Raw genomic sequence first — 20,680 nt, 5'->3', positions numbered from 1 at the left:
AAAAGACCATCTCATATCAAGATGGTCACTCTGATGATTCCCTCGTAGAAAGCAATTCAAGGATTCTTTCTAAATCTTCATTCGAGAGGAATTCAATCTCAATTTTCCCTTTTTTCTTCTGTTTCTTGATCGTCACGGAAGTACCAAAGTAGTTTTGTAAGAAAGACTCTCTTTCTTTCAACACTCGATCCTTTGGTGCTTCTTTTTTCTTTGTTTCACGTGGAACATTTTCGTTTAACTGCTGAACAAGTTTTTCAACCTGTCGTACGTTTAACCCCTCATCCACGATTTTCTTTACCAAAGGCGCCAGCTTCTTTTTGTTCTTTAAGCTAAGCAATGTCCGGCCATGTCCCATTGATAACGTTCCATTTGCAATCAGCTTTTGGATGTCATCCGGTAAAGTCAACAGACGGAGATGGTTCGCAATATGCGGTCTGCTTTTCCCTAATCGCTTCGCTAATTCCTCTTGCGTCACACTTAGATGATCCAGCAAGGAAGCATACGCTTCCGCTTCCTCTAGTGGAGAGAGATCCTCACGCTGCAGGTTTTCTAAAAGGGCAATTTCTCTCATCAGCGTTTCTGAAAACTCTCGAACGATCGCAGGAATTGTTGTCAGACCAGCTTGTTGTGCTGCGCGAAAACGGCGTTCTCCTGCTACTATGTCATATCCTTTAATCGATTTACGAACAATGATCGGCTGTAAAACACCGTGCTGCTGAATCGATTCTTTCAGATCAGACAACGCATCATCATCAAACGTTTTCCTTGGCTGATAAGGATTCGGACGCAAATCCTTTAATTTAATTTCTTCAACCGTTTCTTCATTTGAGTCTACGTTGTTAAATAGTGCATTAATACCCTTTCCAAGACCTTTAGCCATTCGCATCCACTTCCTTTGCTAAGTCTAAATAGACATCTGCACCTCTTGAACGTGGATCATACAAGATAATAGGCTTTCCATGACTTGGCGCTTCACTCAGCCTCACATTTCTCGGAATGACGGTTTGATAGACTTTATCTCTAAAGTATTTCTTCACTTCTTCGATAACCTGAATCCCAAGATTTGTTCGGGCATCAAGCATTGTCAGCAAGACACCTTCAATGGCAAGATCGGTATTTAAATGTTTCTGCACGAGACGAACTGTGTTTAACAATTGGCTCAATCCTTCCAGCGCATAATATTCGCACTGAACTGGTATTAAAACGGAATCGGATGCAGTTAACGCATTAATCGTCAGCAGTCCAAGTGATGGCGGGCAGTCAATAATCATATAATCATAATTCTGCTTAACAGATTCAAGTGCTCTCTTCAGCCTCACTTCACGTGAGATTGTAGGCACAAGCTCTATTTCAGCCCCTGCAAGCTGTATTGTCGCAGGAATGACATCAAGATTTTCGACCTCTGTCGTCTTAATCACATCAAGAACATCTGCATCATCAACTAAAATATCGTACACACACTTCTCTACGTCGGCCTTCTCAATCCCAATACCACTCGTGGCATTGCCCTGCGGATCAATATCAACTAACAACACTCGTTTGCCTATGTATGCTAAACACGCACCCAAATTAACAGAAGTTGTCGTCTTCCCGACGCCGCCCTTCTGGTTGGTAATCGCTATGATTTTTCCCACGATGTCACCCACTTTCAACTTAACAAGTTTCTCATTCATTCATACTTTCTATTCTATCAAAAAAAGTATGAAACGTTTGCTTTTTTTGTTTCCCTATTATAAATTCGTCGTTGAATGTGCCTTTTCGTACATTAAAGAACGAATGAAAACACACCTAAAAAGTATATTGATATATCTTTTTTAAGAAATAGACATACATCAAAACCCTCACTTCTATCAAAAGTGAGGGTCACATATCAAAAGTATAATTCACCTATTTTGCGGCCTTCACTTACAATGACCTTAGGAGTTACTGTTTTATAGCTTTTCATTTTTAAAAATCCATAGGGTGTCTTAATGATAAATGTCGCATGTCCCAAAGCGTCCCCTGTTTTGCCATAGGCCTGCCACACGATCTTTGAACAATAAGTCGGGTCCAATGATTGAATAGACATGGTGATGGAATAGCGAGCCTTCGGATGACCTTTCACATAATCGTGTGCCCATTCCCCTGCTAAATGTGCCTTCTCCTCTTGATTAATCCGAATTACCTTTGTATTGGCACTATAGCGAAACCAGTTATGAATGGAATCAAGTTGAGGATGCTGCCGAAACCCTGGAATAGAAGCATAGCTTTTCTCATTAATGACGATACCTGCATGTCCAACCAAACCCTTCACAGCATCAGTGGTTGTCACCAAGATATCTCCTTTTTTAGGGATAATATCGGTACCAGGATACGGCTTTCCTAAAAGTTGCTTGAGGGTGTGCGGCTTTTCATCCGTCACCAGCTCATCATGCTTATTTTGTCTTAAACCATAGTTCTTCAAATCATCGTCAGCTGTAATCAAGTCGATCGAATCGTCGGAAGACGCATACTCTTGATTAAATTGCTGTACAGTCACATCTTTAGAAACAACACCTTGCTTCTTCAGAACGTTCAATTCTTCGTTGGTCATCAGGCCTTCATCCGCATGAGCCGTTGGCGATTTCACAGCGTATATTGTCGCTTCATTTGGAAAAAGAGAAAAAGAAATTAGTAAATAGCAAATAATGGCGAAAATAGTCTTCTTCATTTTCATCAGTAGTTGTCACCTCCTTCATACTACGAAAATCATATTTTACCAATTTATAAATATTATGTAAATATGGTGTGTGCAGAAAATAAGACAAACAAAAAAAGCTGACGAGTGGCGCTCATCAGCTTTTTTCTATTTAGGAATTCGAATCGTTAATTGGATATATTCCTCAAACTCTTCTTCCTCGGTATTTATTTTAAGTCCGCTGTCTTCTACCATGTGGAGAGACTGACGAATGGTATTCATTGCAATTCGTGTATCACGACTAAACGCCTTACGCTTTGGCTTCGGTTTGCGATCTGTTTTTTGTTCAAGCATCTTCACTACACGCTCTTCAGTCTGTTTCACATTCAACTGCTTTTCGATGATTTCCTGCAATAGCGCGATTTGTAATTCTGGAAGCTTTAGGGGCACAAGTGAACGGGCATGCCTTTCAGAGATTTTTTTCTCTAAAATGGCCTGTTGTACCTCTTCAGGCAACTTTAAAAGTCTTAATTTGTTTGCAACAGTTGATTGTCCCTTGCCTAAACGCTGAGCAAGCGCCTCTTGTGTTAAATCATGAAGCTCTAAAAGACGGGCATAAGCATGAGCCTCTTCAATAGAAGACAGCTCTTCCCTTTGCAAATTTTCAATCAATGCCACAGATGCCGTTTCCGTATCAGTAAAATCTTTTATAATAGCGGGGATTTTCTCCCATTGAAGAGTCTGCACCGCTCTCCAACGTCTTTCGCCGGCGATCAGTTCATATTTTCCTTCTTCTTCTGTTGGTCTAACAACAATTGGTTGGATAATGCCATGGGTATGAATCGTCGTGGCCAGCTCTTGTATCTTTTCTTCTGAAAAAATGGTGCGTGGCTGAAAACGGTTTGGCATAATTGTGTCGACCGGGAGCTCCTGTATCTCTTCCTTTAATGTATCATGCTCAGCAATCTCTGCCTCTATTTCGGTTTCACGCTCAGGATGTTCTTTGTCTCCAAGCCCGAAGAAGCGTGAGAGTGAATGCTTCATGAACCTACACCACCTTTAAAAACTACCTTTTTATAATTCTATTTTCTCATGTTTTTTCCTTCTGTAAAATCATAAATATTGAAGAAAAACCGACCTTTTACATGATCAACCTTCTATTGGTGATTTATTAGGTGTTCCTGGTTTTCTAGGATATTTTTTTGGTGTTTGCTTTTTCTTTTCAATGACAATGATGTTCCGTTCGCTTTCTTCTAAAGGAAGAACAAAGGAATGCTTTTCAACAACCTCTCCTCCGAGGACTGTGACAGCTTTTTTCCCTGCTTGCATTTCTTCATCAGCGGCAGATGCTTTTAAGGCAACAAACAATCCTTCCTTTTTCACTAGAGGCAGACATAGTTCGCTCAAGACGGATAAACGTGCAACTGCTCTAGCAGTGACAAGATCATAGCTTTCACGCTTTTCCTTACGTTGTCCAAACGTTTCCGCACGATCATGATAAAAAGTAGTATCTTGTAAGTTTAATCCTTTTGCTAACTCATTGAGAAACGTAATTCGTTTCTGAAGAGAATCAACAATGGTCACATGTAGATGAGGGAAACAAATTTTAAGAGGAATGCTTGGAAAACCAGCACCAGCTCCAATATCACAAATCGTCGTCACTTTGTGAAAATCAATAAAAAATGCTGCTGATATTGAATCATAAAAATGCTTTAAATACACTTCTTCCTTTTCAGTAATGGACGTTAAATTCATTTTCTCGTTCCATTCTACAAGCATGCGGAAGTAGGTTTCAAATTGTTCAAGCTGCACAGGAGAAAGAGTGATCCCTTTCTCCTCTAGTGCTGCTGTAAATTGTTCAATGTTCATGCCGACATCCTTTCTATTCTGCTATCTTCGCAATACGCCCCTGCTCTAAATATACTAAAAGGATAGAAATATCAGCAGGGTTAACGCCTGAAATACGAGAAGCCTGTGCAACAGAAAGCGGTCGGACTTCTTTCAGCTTTTGTTTCGCTTCAGTTGCAATCCCTTTGATGGCATCATAATCAATACGATCAGGAATCTTTTTGTTCTCCATCTTTTTCAGTTTTTCAACTTGCTGGAGTGACTTTTCAATATAACCTTCGTATTTAATTTGAATCTCTACCTGCTCACACACATCAGAAGGAAGCGGTGTTTCCGCAGGAGCTAATTTCACAACAGTTTCATAATTCATTTCTGGACGCTTCATCAAATCACTTGCACGAATGCCGTCCTTCAACTCACTTCCACCGAGTGAACGAATAAATTCTTGAGTCTCTGCTGTAGGTTTAATGATCACAGAATATAAGCGTTTTTTCTCTGCTTCAATGGCTTCTTTTTTCTGCTGGAATGCTTGGAATCTTTCTTCAGAAATTAATCCAATTTGATAGCCAAGTTCAGTTAATCTTAAATCAGCATTGTCATGACGTAGAAGTAGACGATACTCAGCACGTGATGTCAAGAGACGGTATGGTTCATTTGTTCCTTTTGTGACAAGGTCATCGATGAGGACACCGATATATGCATCAGATCGGCTTAAAATGACTTCTTCTTTACCTAATGCTTTTCTTCCTGCATTAATACCTGCCATAATCCCTTGACCTGCTGCTTCCTCATAACCAGACGTACCATTAATTTGGCCGGCTGTATATAATCCAGAAATTTTCTTCGTCTCAAGTGTAGGCCACAACTGAGTAGGCACAATCGCATCATACTCGATGGCATAACCCGCTCTCATCATTTGAACATTCTCGAGTCCTGGGATGGTTGAAAGCATTCGCTGCTGTACATCCTCAGGAAGACTTGTAGACAATCCTTGAACATAAACTTCCTGCGTATTACGACCTTCTGGCTCTAAGAAAATTTGATGTCTCGGTTTATCATTGAAACGCACCACTTTATCTTCAATGGACGGGCAGTATCTAGGACCAGTTCCTTTAATCATACCTGAATACATTGGAGAACGGTGAAGATTCTCATCAATAATTTGATGAGTCTCTAAACTCGTGTACGTTAACCAGCATGGCAGCTGGTCGGTAATATATTCAACCGTTTCATAGGAGAATGCCCGCGGGACTTCATCACCTGGTTGAATTTCTGTTTTACTATAGTCAATCGAGTGGCTATTCACTCGAGGAGGTGTTCCTGTTTTAAAGCGAACCAAATCGAATCCTAGTTCTGCTAAATGATCCGATAATTTAATGGAAGGCTGCTGGTTATTTGGACCACTTGAATACGATAAGTCTCCTAAAATAATACGGCCTTTTAAGAAAGTCCCTGTCGTTAATACAACAGACTTCGCACGATAGTTCGCCCCCGTTTGAGTAACAACACCTTTACATTCATCATCTTCTACAATTAAATGATCTACCATACCCTGCAGCATTGTCAGGTTTGGTTCATTTTCCATTGTTTTTTTCATTTCATGCTGATATTGGAACTTATCTGCTTGCGCTCTTAACGCACGGACAGCAGGTCCTTTCCCCGTATTCAGCATGCGCATTTGAATATGCGTCTTATCTATATTTCGTGCCATTTCTCCGCCTAGAGCATCAATTTCTCTGACGACAATCCCTTTTGCGGGGCCGCCTACGGACGGATTACATGGCATAAAAGCAACCATATCGAGGTTGATAGTCAATACAAGTGTTTTGGCGCCCTGTCTTGCAGAAGCAAGAGCAGCCTCAACTCCAGCATGACCGGCACCCACGACGATTACGTCATAATTGCCAGCTTCATAACCCATTTCTTATGTTCCTCCCTTTACTTTCCTAAACAGAATTGAGAGAATAACTGATCAATCAAGCTTTCATGAACAGCATCCCCAATAATTTCACCCAGCTGTTCCCAGCAGCGTGTTAAATCTATTTGAACTATGTCGATCGGTACGTCCATTTCAATTCCTTCAAGAGCATCCTCAATGGATTGTTTTGCTGCCTGAAGAAGAGCAATATGCCTTGTGTTACTTACATACGTTAAATCTCCACTTTCAATTGAACCCGTGAAAAAGAGTGATTGAATCGCAATTTCGAGCTCATCAATCCCCTTTTCTTGTAATAATGATGTAGTAACCACCGGACGATCCTTCGCTAACTGCTTGACCTTTTCGATATCAAGCTTAGGCTCAAGATCTGTCTTATTCACGATTACGATGATATCCATGCCTGAGACGGCCTCAAAAAGTTTGATATCCTCTTCTGACAATTCCTCGCTATAATTGAGCACAAGTAAAATCAGGTCAGCTTCTTTTAAGACCTGTCTAGATCGTTCAACCCCTATACGCTCAACAATGTCCTCCGTCTCACGTATACCCGCAGTATCGACTAATCGAAGCGGTACACCTCTAACATTTACATATTCCTCAATGACATCTCTCGTTGTTCCAGGAATATCCGTTACAATCGCTTTTGTTTCCTGTACAAGACTATTCAACAAGGAAGACTTCCCAACATTCGGTCTTCCAATAATGACAGTGGATAAGCCCTCGCGAAGTATTTTCCCCTGCTGAGAAGTCGTTAGCAGTGACTCAATTTCCTTTTTCACTGATGTTGCCTTTTCAACTAAAACCCGATGCGTCATTTCTTCAACATCGTCATACTCAGGATAGTCAATATTGACTTCAACATGGGCCAGAGTTTCCAATATCTCACCGCGAAGTCGTTTAATCAAACCGGAGAGTCTTCCCTCCATTTGAGTAATCGCTACATTCATCGCACGATCTGTCTTTGCGCGAATCAAATCCATTACCGCTTCAGCCTGTGAAAGATCAATTCTTCCATTTAAGAAAGCTCGTTTTGTAAACTCACCTGGCTCCGCTAATCTTGCTCCTTCTCTTAAAGCAAGCTGCAGTACTTTATTGACCGTTACAATTCCGCCATGGCAGTTAATCTCAATAACGTCTTCTCTCGTAAATGTTTTTGGCGCTCGTAATACTGACACCATGACCTCTTCTATGACTTGCTCAGTGCTAGAGTCCACAATATGACCATAATGAATTGTATGTGAATCCACCGATACAAGTTTTTTCTCCTTAGGACCTTTATACATCCGATCAGCAATCTGTACCGCATCAGGCCCGCTTAAACGGATGATCGCAATTGCTCCTTCACCCATCGGTGTAGAAATTGCTGCAATTGTATCCATCACTCATTCACCTCTTTCTCTACTTAATAAACAGTCTGTTATCTATTAAATGGACATTGTCCATCTCTATATCAAAAACGCTTAATCCAAAATTTAAAGATACCATAAATGAAAGCGAAGTGAAAGTATCTCATATCTAATTATCCACAGCTTTGCATCTTATCTATTTTAACACTTAACTTATCCACATGTGAATAACGACGTTTGAAACTTGTCTTCACATCTTACACCTAAATCCAATAAATTTAAACGCCCTGATCCCTATGCTTACTTGTTAAATTGGCGTTTTGCACCCATATCACACACTCATTTTTTAGAAATAAAGGATGAATCCTCTATAAAAAGCAATTTTTCAATAAAAAAAGACTAAAATCCAGCTTTGCTGAATCTTAGCCTTTCTGCTATTTTTTATACAGCACCACAACATGACGTTTGCTGCCTGTATCTTCAGATGCCGTTGCAAGTTCTTTAGAGAATGCAGCAATCGCATCATGAACAATTTTTCGTTCATTCGAAGGCATTGGTTCTAAATGAACCTTTCTCTTCGTTTTTAAAACCCGATTTGCTGTTTTGACTGCATATTGTTCAAGTGCTTCTTGTCGTTTCTTCCTATAATCGCCAATATCAATTGTTATATGATGATACTGATCAGAATAACGATTAAACACTAGCTGTACCAACGTTTCTAAAGAGTACAATGTTTGGCCTCTTTTTCCAATCATTAATGACGTTTTATCTCCATCAATGTGGTAAGAAATCTTTTTCGGTTCCTGTTTGGAAATAATCTTTGCTTTAGGATCAATAGACTTAACAATTTTATCTAAATACTGTGTAGCTAATTTAAATGCATTTATCTTTTCTACTAACTTGACCACAGCTTGTCTTTTACCAAATAATCCTAAAAACCCTTTATTTCCTTCATCTACTATTGTGATTTCTACTTCTTCTTGTAGTAGCTGAATTTGTTTAAGTCCGGAATCTACTGCTTCTTCGATTGTGCGACCGACAGCAGTTATTTCCTTCATTTTTTATTCCCGCCAGCTTTTTCTTTTGTATCAACTTTTACTTGAGGTGTTTTTATCACCAATGTTTGAATGATCATGAAAATGTTACCTACAACCCAGTACAATGAAAGTGCTGCTGGGAAACTAATTGCAAACACAACGATCATAATCGGCATCACCCATAGCATGATAGCCATTTGAGGGTTGTCCGAAGGATTTCCAGCCATCATCAGCTTTTGCTGAATGAAAGTAGCTACACCCGCAATAATCGGTAATAGAAACAATGGATCTGGGCTGCCTAAGTCAAACCATAAGAATGTATGCTTTTTAATTTCTGCTGTCCTCATAATTGCATGATAGAAACCAATAAGGATTGGCATTTGAATTAAAATTGGGAAACAGCCTGCTAATGGATTGACGCCATTTTTTTGAAAAAGGGCCATTGTTTCCTGCTGAAGCTGCTGCTGTGTTTTTTGATCTTTAGAGCTATATTTTTCACGAAGCTTTTTCAATTCAGGCTGTAATGCTTGCATCGCTTTTGTACTTCTTAACTGTTTAATCATTAATGGTAAAATAAGCAAGCGAATTAATAGTGTCACAATAATAATCGCTACACCATAGTTTTCACCAGTTAAGTTTGCCATGTACGTGATTAATTGAGATAGCGGGTAAACAATATAAGAATTCCAGAATCCCTTACTATCTGATGTAATTGGTTCATTGATCTGTGTACATCCTGCCAATAAAACCAATACGCCAATCAAGCTAAATATTAGTAATAATCGCCTTTTCAACAAGATTCCTCCCATTACTTCAAACTTTATTTAAGTTGGAATTGATTAAGAAAGTGACTCACCTAATCAGTATGGTAACATTTTTTCTTTGCAAAGTGGTGGTTTCATTTTAATTCACTAGATGAAGGAAGCGCTTTTAAAAATTGATTCAACGAAAGTTTCTATTACGAAGACTTTTTCGGTTGTTGTTGATAAACAGCGGATTTTCTAAATAAATGTTGGAGAGACTTCTTTGTTTCTTCAAAGGTCAATTCACTCGCTGGTTTTCGTGCAATGACAATGTAGTCTTTTTCTTGCTTTAACTTATGGCCTTCCTCTAAAAACACCTGACGGATCAGACGTTTTATTCGGTTTCTAATCACTGCATTACCAATCTTCTTACTGACAGACAATCCTAGACGCAGTTCAACTTGATTTGGCTGATCAAGCTGGTAAATAACGAATTGGCGATTTGCCATTGATTGACCTTTTTTGAACACCTTTTGAAACTCTTCATTTTTTTTTAGCCTGTTTCGCTTCTTCATGTTTTCTTCCACTCCGATAAAAACTGACAGTTCATTTACGATTTTATGTAAAAAAGACCACTGACATTATTCAGTGGCCTAAGCTGATAATTTTTTTCTACCTTTGCTGCGGCGTCGCTTTAAAACTAGACGTCCGTTTTTAGTACTCATACGGCTGCGGAAGCCATGAACTTTACTACGCTTACGGTTATTTGGTTGAAACGTTCTTTTCATTTATGACACCTCCCTGAGGAATAGCTGTTTAAGACAGTCTAACTCATTATATTTGTGTAACCCATCGATTGTCAATATCAATGATAAAACTCTTATTATCAACCTTATAAGCATAACATAAGTTATCAAACGAAGAAACCTTCTTTTTTAGTTTCCAGCATTTTATTCTCTTTTTCCTCCTAAAAGACCTTCAAAACAAGAATGTGGATATTTTTCCGGCATATTTAGACTATCCACACCCATTATCGACATTTTTTTCACACAAATAACCGATGTGGATAATTATTTTTCAACAGGATGTAAAGTGTGTGGATAAGTTTGTGACACCCATTGCACCATCTTGTTTATTTTGATATTATATTTGTGTTTTAACTCTTAATTACTTATCTGGCCCATTTATATTATCCACAATTTGTGGATAACCTGTGGAAAGTTATTACACAGCCTGTTGAATTGTTTATCCACAGCTTGTGTAATTTGTCGAAAAGACGTTTTTCTACTATATTAATTGTTTTCAACAATGTATGTGCACGAATGGTGATGACCATTTGCTCTTTTTCGTGTTCTATAACAGTTTGATATTGGTCATTTTAAAAAGAAAAGGAGGGGGGAGAAGCCTTATGGAAAATATTTTGGATCTGTGGAATAAAGCACTTCAAAAAATAGAGACAAAATTGAGCAAACCCAGTTTTGAGACATGGATGAAATCGACAAAAGCCCATTCTCTTCAGGGAGATACGCTTACAATTACGGCACCTAATGAATTTGCTAGAGATTGGCTCGAGTCAAGATATCTTCACTTAATTGCTGATACCATCTATGAACTAACAGGTGAAGAGCTCAGCATTAAATTTATTATTCCTCAAAATCAGGATGAAGAGGAAGCCATGCCAAAGTCTCCTATCAAAAAAATGTCTAAAGAAGAGCCCGTTGACATTCCACAAAATATGCTGAATCCAAAATATACATTTGATACTTTTGTTATTGGTTCAGGCAACCGTTTTGCTCATGCCGCTTCACTTGCAGTCGCGGAAGCACCAGCAAAAGCATATAACCCGCTTTTTATTTATGGGGGCGTTGGTTTAGGAAAGACTCACTTGATGCATGCGATTGGTCATTACGTGATCGACCATAATCCATCAGCCAAAGTGGTCTATCTATCATCTGAAAAATTTACTAATGAATTTATCAACTCAATCCGAGATAACAAAGCTGTCGACTTCCGTAACCGCTATCGGAATGTAGATGTGCTTTTGATAGATGATATTCAATTTTTAGCAGGAAAAGAACAAACACAAGAAGAGTTTTTCCATACATTCAACACACTTCACGAAGAAAGTAAGCAAATCGTCATTTCTAGTGACCGGCCTCCGAAGGAAATTCCGACACTTGAAGACAGATTACGCTCTCGATTTGAATGGGGCTTAATTACAGACATTACCCCGCCAGATCTAGAAACGCGTATCGCGATCCTGCGAAAAAAAGCAAAGGCAGAAGGCTTAGACATTCCAAATGAAGTCATGCTGTACATTGCCAATCAAATCGACAGCAACATTCGTGAGCTGGAGGGTGCTTTGATTCGTGTCGTTGCTTACTCATCTTTAATTAATAAAGACATTAATGCAGATCTAGCAGCTGAGGCGCTAAAGGACATCATTCCTTCATCAAAGCCTAAGGTCATTACAATTAAAGATATTCAAAGAATTGTAGGGCAGCAATTTAATATTCGATTAGAGGATTTCAAAGCAAAGAAACGTACAAAGTCAGTTGCTTATCCAAGACAAATTGCCATGTACCTCTCTAGAGAAATGACCGATTCCTCTCTGCCTAAAATCGGAGAAGAATTTGGCGGTCGTGATCATACGACTGTCATTCATGCTCATGAGAAGATTTCGAAATTAATTGTTGAAGATGAACAGCTTCAGCAGCATGTCAAAGAGATCAAAGAACAATTAAAATAACCAAGCTGATATAATGAGTACGGGAAAATGTGAATAACTAGAGCATAGTCATACACAGTCTGTCCACATGTGGATAGGCTGTCTTTCCTTTCTTTTTGTCGACTTATCCACATATTCACAAGCCCTACTATTACTTCTACGATTTTTATTAATAAAATATATATACATGTCATTAAGAAAATTTAGGAGGACCACTATGAAATTCACGATTCAAAAAGATCGTCTTGTCCAAAGTGTCCAAGATGTATTAAAGGCCGTATCCTCTAGAACAACGATTCCTATTTTGACAGGGATTAAAATTGTTGCGTCTGATGAAGGGGTTTCTCTAACAGGAAGCGATTCTGATATCTCAATTGAATCTTTCATTCCTCAAAGAGATGGAGATTTAGAGGTTATCACCATTGATCGTCCGGGAAGTATTGTGCTTCAAGCCCGCTTCTTTAGTGAAATTGTAAAGAAACTGCCTATGTCCACTGTCGAAATTGAAGTAGAACAAAATCACCTGACTATCATCCGTTCTGGTTCAGCAGAATTTAACTTAAACGGCTTAGATGCTGAAGAATATCCGCATCTTCCACAAATTGAAGAACATCATGCATTTCAAATTCCGACAGATTTGCTTAAAAACTTAATTCGTCAAACTGTTTTTGCAGTGTCCACCTCAGAAACACGACCTATCTTGACAGGTGTAAACTGGAAGGTCGAAAAAGGTGAATTAATATGCACAGCAACGGATAGCCACCGTCTTGCTTTAAGAAAAGCGAAGTTAGATATTAACGAGGAAAGTTCGTATAATGTCGTGATTCCAGGGAAGAGTTTAACTGAGCTAAGTAAAATTCTTGATGATGGACAAGATCTTGTGAGCATCGTCATTACAGAAACCCAAGTTCTTTTTAAAGCACAAAACGTGCTGTTCTTCTCAAGGTTGCTGGATGGAAATTATCCAGATACAGCCCGTCTGATCCCGCAAGAAAGTAAAACGGATGTCGTGGTCAACACGAAAGAGTTCCTTCAAGCCATTGATCGTGCATCACTTTTGGCAAGAGAAGGACGTAATAATGTCGTGAAACTGTCAGCTGATCCTGAACAAAGCCTTGAAATCTCTTCTAATTCGCCTGAGATCGGTAAAGTGGTGGAGACGGTTCAAGCAGATGACATTAAAGGGGAAGATCTTAAAATCTCCTTCAGTCCAAAATATATGCTGGATGCGTTAAAAGTATTAGAGGGAACAGATATTCATGTAAGCTTCACTGGTGCAATGAGACCGTTCCTGCTACGTACGCCGAATGATGATTCTATCTTGCAATTGATTCTTCCGGTAAGAACGTATTAATTCAATCTAAAATGGCTGCTGTGTGAGTGCACAGCAGCTTTTCTTCTCGTTTTCCATGCTTTCTTTCATCCCAGTTCGCTTTCCCCCTTTCCTTCTTGTCTTGTTTTTTAGTACAATTAGATATTAGTGATATTGAAAGAGGTCGATACAATGCCTAATCTTATAACCATTGAAACAGAAATGATTACATTAGGGCAGTTTTTGAAATTAGCCGAAGTCATCCAATCTGGCGGAATGGCGAAATGGTTTTTAAGTGAACATGAGGTGTTCATTAATCAAGAGCCAGATAATAGACGGGGACGCAAACTATACCCAGGAGATGTTGTCGAGATTGAAGGTTACGGCACATTTCAAGTTGTGAATTAGAAACGGGTGACAATACATGTACATTCAAAGTCTGGCGTTAACTTCATACCGAAACTATGAACACACCGAGCTTCAATTCGACAATAAGGTGAATGTCATGATCGGTGAGAATGCCCAAGGTAAAACGAACTTGATGGAAGCGATCTATGTATTGTCGATGGCAAAGTCTCATCGTACGTCAAATGATAAAGAACTTATCCGATGGGACCAAGACTATGCTAAAATAGAAGGTAGAGTCATTAAAAAAAATGGTCCACTCCCAATGCAGCTCGTGATCTCAAAAAAAGGGAAAAAGGGCAAGGTCAATCACATTGAACAACAGAAGCTCAGTCATTATGTTGGTGCATTAAACACCATCATGTTTGCGCCAGAGGACTTAAGTCTTGTGAAGGGCAGCCCGCAAATCCGCAGAAGATTCCTCGACATGGAGATTGGACAAGTTTCTGCTGTCTACTTGCATGATTTATCGCTCTATCAAAAAATTCTTTCTCAGCGGAATCATTACTTGAAACAATTGCAGACAAGAAAGCAATCGGATCAAGCGATGCTGGAGATTTTAACAGAGCAGTTGATTGATGCGGCAGCGAAAGTGGTCAAAAGACGACTGACTTTTACGAAACAGCTCGAAAAATGGGCGCAGCCGCTGCATTTTGGGATTTCTAGAGAGCTAGAAACACTTACGCTCCAATACCAGACGGCAATAGAGGTATCAGAAGCGTCAGACTTGTCGAAAATAAAGAATAGCTATGAAGAATCGTTTCAGAAACTAAGAGAGAGAGAAATTGACCGAGGAGTGACACTGTGGGGACCTCACAGAGATGACCTGCTTTTCTTTGTGAATGGTCGGGATGTTCAGACATATGGCTCTCAAGGGCAGCAAAGAACAACAGCTCTTTCACTAAAGCTGGCAGAAATTGATCTGATACATGAAGAAATCGGAGAATATCCTATTCTTCTACTTGATGATGTGTTATCTGAACTTGATGATTACAGACAGTCTCATTTGCTCCATACCATTCAGGGGCGAGTACAGACCTTCGTCACCACAACAAGTGTTGAAGGCATCGATCACGCCACCCTGAAAGAAGCGGAAATTTTCAGAGTAGCCAGTGGAAAAGTAATTGACTGATAAATGAGGTGTGAGTCTTGTATATTCATTTAGGTGATGATTGTGTTGTTTCTACACGAGAGATTGTCGCAATTGTTGATTACAAAATGAGGTCGTCTTCTGTTGTAGAAGAATTTCTACAAAAACAGGAGAAACATATCATTTCGTTATCACAAGGGACACCCAAATCCATTGTCGTCACAACTGAATCTGTTTATTACTCTCCTCTTTCCTCAAGCACGCTCAAAAAACGTGCTTCGTTTGTGATTGAAATTGAAGTCTAAAAGCTCAATTCATATAAATATATCGTTTAAGAAAAGTGTAGGTGAATGTACGTGGCAATGGAACAGCAACATAATAGTTATGATGAAAATCAGATACAGGTGCTTGAAGGACTAGAAGCTGTTAGAAAACGTCCAGGAATGTACATTGGGTCAACCAATGCAAAAGGGCTTCACCATCTTGTATGGGAAATTGTCGACAACAGTATTGATGAGGCATTAGCTGGTTATTGTACAGACATTACAGTGCAAATTGAAAAAGATAACAGTATTACAGTAAAAGATAATGGCCGCGGGATTCCTGTTGGAATTCATGAGAAAATGGGGCGTCCTGCCGTAGAGGTCATTATGACTGTTCTTCACGCTGGCGGTAAATTTGACGGCAGCGGTTATAAAGTATCTGGCGGTCTGCATGGTGTAGGGGCATCTGTTGTAAATGCATTATCTACTACCTTAGACGTGACCGTATACCGTGACGGAAAAATTCATTATCAGCAGTTCAAACGCGGTGTTCCAGTGGGAGATTTAGAGGTTATTGGTGAAACAGATGTAACCGGGACAACCACTCACTTTGTGCCAGATCCAGAAATTTTCACGGAAACCATTGAATTTGATTACGATACACTTGCCAACCGTGTTCGTGAGTTAGCCTTCTTAACAAAAGGTGTAAACATCATCATTGAAGACTTGCGTGAAGGCAAAGAGCGGAGAAATGAATACTGCTACGAAGGCGGTATTAAGAGCTATGTAGAACATTTAAACCGCTCAAAAGAAGTCGTTCATGAAGAACCTGTTTACATCGAAGGTGAGAAAGACGGAATTACGGTTGAAGTGGCTTTACAATACAACGATTCCTATACAAGCAATATCTATTCCTTCGCCAACAACATCAACACGTATGAAGGCGGAACACACGAAGCTGGCTTTAAAACCGGTCTAACGCGTGTCATCAATGACTATGCTCGTAAAAATGGCGTATTCAAAGATGGGGATGCGAATTTAAGTGGTGAAGATGTGCGAGAAGGCTTAACAGCCATTATCTCCATCAAACATCCAGACCCTCAATTCGAAGGCCAAACGAAGACAAAGCTTGGGAACTCAGAAGCGAGAACCATCACAGACTCCCTTTTCTCTGAAGCACTTGAGAAATTCTTGCTTGAAAATCCTGATTCTGCGAAAAAAATTGTGGAAAAAGGACTGATGGCGGCTCGTGCAAGAATGGCTGCCAAAAAAGCTCGTGAGCTGACAAGACGTAAAAGTGCACTGGAAGTCTCCAGCTTACCTGGGAAACTAGCGGACTGTTCTTCTAAAGATCCTTCCATCTCTGAACTCTATATTGTAGAGGGAGATTCTGCGGGCGGATCTGCTAAACAAGGCCGTGATCGTCACTTCCAAGCGATCTTACCGTTAAGAGGGAAGATCCTAAACGTAGAAAAAGCTCGTTTAGATAAAATTTTATCGAACAACGAGGTTCGTTCAATGATTACAGCGTTAGGAACTGGAATCGGAGAAGACTTTACTTTAGAGAAAGCACGCTATCACAAAATTGTGATCATGACAGATGCCGATGTGGATGGAGCACACATTCGAACGCTGCTCTTAACATTCTTCTATCGCTACATGCGTGAAATCATTGAAAACGGTTATGTGTATATTGCGCAGCCGCCTTTATATAAAGTGCAGCAAGGAAAACGTGTGGAGTACGTGTATAACGATAAACAGCTGGATGAGCTGTTAAAATCACTTCCTCAAACACCAAAGCCTGGACTTCAGCGTTATAAAGGTCTTGGAGAAATGAATGCTGCTCAGCTTTGGGAAACAACAATGGACCCTGATGCGAGAACACTTCTTCAAGTCACACTTGAGGATGCGATCGATGCTGATGAGACATTTGAAATGCTGATGGGAGATAAAGTAGAGCCGAGACGAAACTTTATCGAAGAAAATGCGCAATACGTGAAAAACCTTGATATTTAGATGAATCCCTCCTGAGAACAACCTTATTTCTTGTTTGGAATAAGGTTGTTTTTCAAGAAACAGGGGTGCGTAATAAATGTCCTGGTTTTCCGTGTTTTCGTTGATTTTCTAGTAAATTAATGTGTATAAAGCCGAGATTATTGATATAATGGAGAATAGTCTTGTGAAGATAAATACATATTTTACTCCCACATAATTTATTTCATGTGATACGTAAAGGGAGGTTCTTATAGTGAGTGAACAACATACACCAAATGTACGCGAAGTGAATATTAGTCAAGAAATGCGTACGTCCTTTTTAGATTATGCAATGAGTGTTATTGTTTCGCGTGCATTACCAGATGTGCGAGATGGCTTGAAGCCCGTGCATCGAAGAATTTTGTATGCGATGAATGACCTAGGTATGACAAGTGATAAACCATTTAAGAAATCTGCACGTATCGTTGGGGAAGTTATCGGTAAGTACCACCCTCACGGTGACAGCGCTGTATACGAAGCGATGGTTCGTATGGCACAAGACTTCAACTATCGAAATATGCTAGTTGAAGGACACGGGAACTTTGGTTCTGTCGATGGAGACGGTGCAGCAGCAATGCGTTATACTGAGGCGCGTCTATCTAAAATTTCAATGGAAATCCTTCGTGATATCACCAAGGATACGATTGATTATCAAGATAACTACGATGGCAGTGAAAGAGAACCAATCGTCATGCCTGCTCGTTTCCCGAACTTATTAGTCAACGGGGCAACAGGTATCGCTGTAGGGATGGCAACCAACATTCCGCCTCACCAGCTAGGTGAAGTGATTGATGGGGTACTAGCGATAAGTCAAAACCCAGAAATGACAACACAGGAACTAATGGAGATCATTCCAGGACCAGACTTCCCGACTGCGGGACAAATCATCGGCCGAAGCGGAATCCGCAAAGCATATGAAACAGGCCGGGGCTCTATTACATTACGTGCAAATTCTATTATTGAAGAAACATCCAGCGGTAAACAGCGGATTGTTATCAATGAAATTCCATATCAGGTCAATAAAGCACGTTTGATCGAAAAAATCGCTGATCTTGTGCGCGATAAAAAGATCGATGGCATTACAGATCTCCGTGACGAGTCTGATCGTAATGGAATGCGGATTGTAATTGAACTGCGAAGAGACGCGAACGTCCACGTTCTATTAAACAATCTTTATAAACAAACGACACTGCAAACGTCATTTGGGATCAACTTATTGGCACTAGTTGATGGACAGCCGAAAGTCTTGTCCCTCAAAGAATGTCTTGAATATTATTTAGAGCATCAAAAAGTGATTATTCGCAGAAGAACAGCATATGAACTTCGTAAAGCTGAAGCAAGAGCTCATATTCTAGAAGGTTTAAGAATCGCTCTTGACCACTTAGATGAAGTCATTGCATTAATTAGAAGCTCTCAAACTGCTGAAATCGCGAGAAATGGCTTAATGGAGAACTATAGTTTGTCCGAAAAACAAGCACAGGCCATTCTTGATATGCGTCTTCAGCGCTTAACTGGTTTGGAAAGAGAAAAGATAGAAGAAGAATACAAAGGACTTGTTGATTTGATTGCTGAGTTGAAAGCCATTTTAGCAGACAATGAAAAAGTTCTTGAAATCATTAGAGAAGAATTAACAGAAATCAAAGAACGTTTCAATGATACGCGCCGAACTGAAATTGTAACAGCAGGTATTGAAACAATTGAAGACGAAGATTTGATTCCTGTTGAGAACATCGTGATTACGCTGACTCATAATGGTTATATCAAGCGTCTGCCTGCATCAACATACCGCAGTCAAAAAAGAGGCGGTAAAGGTGTTCAGGGAATGGGAACCAATGAGGATGATTTCGTAGAACAGCTGATTTCAACATCTACCCATGATACGATCCTCTTCTTCTCTAATAAAGGGAAGGTCTATCGTGCGAAGGGATATGAGATTCCTGAATTCGGACGGACAGCGAAAGGGATTCCGATTATTAACCTGCTTGAAGTAGAAAAGGGAGAGTGGATTAATGCCATTATTCCAGTAAGCGAATTTGATGAAGATTCGTATCTCTTCTTTACAACAAGACATGGTGTATCAAAACGAACCTCATTGTCTCAGTTTGCCAACATTCGAAACAATGGACTTATCGCATTAAGTCTTCGTGACGAAGATGAACTGATGGCTGTTCGTTTAACCAATGGAGAAAAACAAATCATCATTGGAACGAAAAAAGGTATGCTGATTCGTTTCGACGAGACGGATGTTCGTGAAATGGGGCGTACGGCAGCTGGCGTGAAAGGAATTACGCTTTCTGAAGATGACATCGTCGTTGGGATGGAAATCCTTGAGCCAGATGCAAACGTATTGATCGTCACCGAAAAAGGGTATGGTAAGTTAACACCTGAAAAAGAATACCGTGTTCAAAGTCGGGGCGGTAAAGGTCTTAAAACATGTAAAATCACTGACAACAATGGTCCGCTTGTCGCGGTGAAGGCGACGAATGCTGAAGCTGAAGAGGACTTGATGATTATTACAGGAAGCGGTGTGATCATTCGTATGGCCGTTTCAGATATTTCAACAACAGGTCGAGTCACTCAAGGTGTCCGCCTGATTCGTCTAGGTGATGATGAACATGTCGCTACAGTGGCATTAGTTGAACAATCACAAGAAGATGATGAAGAGAATAGTGAAGAAAACGTAGAAACTATAGAGTCAGATCAAGAGCAATCTGAGTAAAAATAAAGCCGGTTCTTCACCGGCTTTATTTTTTTCTAAAAAAACATGAGTTTTTTTGAAATTTATAATGCTTTTTTCATAGATATGTGTTAATCTTTCAAAGGAGCAAAAAGAGGCTCTATTTTTTATCTCTTTTACAGTGGAAACTTCTTAAAAAAATAAAATGTTTTTCAAGAAAAATGTTGACTGTTGATAGAGATATATGATATATTTAAGTGGTCGCTTTGAGAGAGTGACACACAAGTTCTTTGAAAACTAAACAAGACAAAACGTACCTGTTAATTCGAGTTTTTATAAAAAAATCCTATGATACTTCATAGGTAGTCAGTCAAACTGGCGAAAAGCAAAACTTCGGTTTTGTACTTTTTCGGAGAGTTTGATCCTGGCTCAGGACGAACGCTGGCGGCGTGCCTAATACATGCAAGTCGAGCGAACAGAAGGGAGCTTGCTCCCGGATGTTAGCGGCGGACGGGTGAGTAACACGTGGGTAACCTGCCTGTAAGACTGGGATAACTCCGGGAAACCGGAGCTAATACCGGATAGTTCCTTGAACCGCATGG

At 39.8% G+C, this 20,680-nt stretch carries 18 protein-coding genes and 1 rRNA gene; 8 read left to right on the top strand and 11 right to left on the bottom strand.

All coding sequences use genetic code 11. The features are described 5' to 3' along the window. Window positions 1-25 precede the first annotated feature (25 nt). The 11 genes from AAZR19_RS06320 to rpmH all read right to left on the bottom strand — a co-directional run bounded on the left by AAZR19_RS06320 (window position 26) and on the right by rpmH (window position 10,357). A complete protein-coding gene (locus AAZR19_RS06320; protein WP_024424064.1) occupies window positions 26-880 on the bottom strand; it encodes a ParB/RepB/Spo0J family partition protein in 855 nt (284 codons plus the stop codon). After that, a complete protein-coding gene (gene soj / locus AAZR19_RS06315; protein WP_008360890.1) occupies window positions 873-1,634 on the bottom strand; it encodes a sporulation initiation inhibitor protein Soj in 762 nt (253 codons plus the stop codon). The genes AAZR19_RS06320 and soj overlap by 8 nt, the downstream gene beginning before the upstream one ends. A 236-nt stretch (window positions 1,635-1,870) precedes the next feature. Further along, window positions 1,871-2,695, bottom strand: coding sequence for an orthopoxovirus pf05708 family protein (locus AAZR19_RS06310; protein ID WP_434702610.1), 825 nt, complete (start codon window positions 2,693-2,695; stop codon window positions 1,871-1,873). Window positions 2,696-2,824: 129 nt separating this feature from the next. Then, a complete protein-coding gene (gene noc / locus AAZR19_RS06305; RefSeq protein WP_024424067.1) occupies window positions 2,825-3,700 on the bottom strand; it encodes a nucleoid occlusion protein in 876 nt (291 codons plus the stop codon). 105 nt (window positions 3,701-3,805) lie between these two features. Beyond that, entirely contained in the window at window positions 3,806-4,525 is a 720-nt protein-coding gene (gene rsmG / locus AAZR19_RS06300) for a 16S rRNA (guanine(527)-N(7))-methyltransferase RsmG (RefSeq protein WP_024424068.1), read from the bottom strand. A gap of 13 nt (window positions 4,526-4,538) precedes the next feature. Further along, complete coding sequence (mnmG, locus tag AAZR19_RS06295) at window positions 4,539-6,425, bottom strand: tRNA uridine-5-carboxymethylaminomethyl(34) synthesis enzyme MnmG (protein ID WP_041105876.1); 1,887 nt, start codon at window positions 6,423-6,425, stop codon at window positions 4,539-4,541. Between the two features lie 17 nt (window positions 6,426-6,442). After that, the gene (gene mnmE, locus AAZR19_RS06290; protein ID WP_024424070.1) at window positions 6,443-7,822 is read right to left on the bottom strand and encodes a tRNA uridine-5-carboxymethylaminomethyl(34) synthesis GTPase MnmE; all 1,380 of its coding nucleotides are present in this window, start codon (window positions 7,820-7,822) and stop codon (window positions 6,443-6,445) included. 401 nt (window positions 7,823-8,223) lie between these two features. Continuing rightward, on the bottom strand, window positions 8,224-8,847 hold the full coding sequence (jag, locus tag AAZR19_RS06285; protein ID WP_024424071.1) for an RNA-binding cell elongation regulator Jag/EloR: 624 nt from the start codon (window positions 8,845-8,847) through the stop codon (window positions 8,224-8,226). Beyond that, a complete protein-coding gene (gene spoIIIJ, locus AAZR19_RS06280; protein ID WP_087976621.1) occupies window positions 8,844-9,626 on the bottom strand; it encodes a YidC family membrane integrase SpoIIIJ in 783 nt (260 codons plus the stop codon). The genes jag and spoIIIJ overlap by 4 nt, the downstream gene beginning before the upstream one ends. A gap of 158 nt (window positions 9,627-9,784) precedes the next feature. After that, window positions 9,785-10,144, bottom strand: a complete 360-nt coding sequence (rnpA, locus tag AAZR19_RS06275; RefSeq protein ID WP_024427652.1) for a ribonuclease P protein component — start codon at window positions 10,142-10,144, stop codon at window positions 9,785-9,787. Window positions 10,145-10,222: 78 nt separating this feature from the next. Further along, on the bottom strand, window positions 10,223-10,357 hold the full coding sequence (gene rpmH / locus AAZR19_RS06270; protein ID WP_073208224.1) for a 50S ribosomal protein L34: 135 nt from the start codon (window positions 10,355-10,357) through the stop codon (window positions 10,223-10,225). Between the two features lie 620 nt (window positions 10,358-10,977). On the opposite strand from rpmH, the gene dnaA reads away from it, so the two are divergent. The 8 genes from dnaA to AAZR19_RS06230 form a co-directional block, all read left to right on the top strand. After that, a complete protein-coding gene (gene dnaA / locus AAZR19_RS06265) occupies window positions 10,978-12,318 on the top strand; it encodes a chromosomal replication initiator protein DnaA (protein ID WP_024424073.1) in 1,341 nt (446 codons plus the stop codon). A gap of 196 nt (window positions 12,319-12,514) precedes the next feature. After that, a complete protein-coding gene (dnaN, locus tag AAZR19_RS06260; protein ID WP_024424074.1) occupies window positions 12,515-13,651 on the top strand; it encodes a DNA polymerase III subunit beta in 1,137 nt (378 codons plus the stop codon). Between the two features lie 150 nt (window positions 13,652-13,801). Then, window positions 13,802-14,017, top strand: a complete 216-nt coding sequence (gene yaaA, locus AAZR19_RS06255; RefSeq protein WP_008360916.1) for a S4 domain-containing protein YaaA — start codon at window positions 13,802-13,804, stop codon at window positions 14,015-14,017. Between the two features lie 16 nt (window positions 14,018-14,033). Next, window positions 14,034-15,146, top strand: a complete 1,113-nt coding sequence (gene recF / locus AAZR19_RS06250; RefSeq protein ID WP_041105878.1) for a DNA replication/repair protein RecF — start codon at window positions 14,034-14,036, stop codon at window positions 15,144-15,146. Between the two features lie 17 nt (window positions 15,147-15,163). Beyond that, window positions 15,164-15,409: an extracellular matrix regulator RemB gene (gene remB, locus AAZR19_RS06245; protein WP_034283648.1), complete on the top strand. Its 246-nt coding sequence runs from the start codon at window positions 15,164-15,166 to the stop codon at window positions 15,407-15,409. Between the two features lie 57 nt (window positions 15,410-15,466). Then, window positions 15,467-17,383 carry a DNA topoisomerase (ATP-hydrolyzing) subunit B gene (gene gyrB, locus AAZR19_RS06240; protein WP_024424077.1) on the top strand — a complete coding sequence of 639 codons (1,917 nt, stop codon included), beginning with the start codon at window positions 15,467-15,469 and terminating at the stop codon, window positions 17,381-17,383. Between the two features lie 232 nt (window positions 17,384-17,615). Beyond that, on the top strand, window positions 17,616-20,120 hold the full coding sequence (gene gyrA, locus AAZR19_RS06235; RefSeq protein WP_041105880.1) for a DNA gyrase subunit A: 2,505 nt from the start codon (window positions 17,616-17,618) through the stop codon (window positions 20,118-20,120). Between the two features lie 364 nt (window positions 20,121-20,484). Then, window positions 20,485-20,680 (top strand): 16S ribosomal RNA (locus tag AAZR19_RS06230); the annotation flags it as partial.

The sequence above is a fragment of the Bacillus sp. Je.9.29.b genome (assembly GCF_051129925.1).
Classification (GTDB): Bacteria; Bacillota; Bacilli; order Bacillales; family Bacillaceae; genus Bacillus; species Bacillus safensis.
The sequence above is the reverse complement of the archived record's forward strand: the minus strand, read 5'-3'. Positions and strand labels throughout refer to the sequence as shown.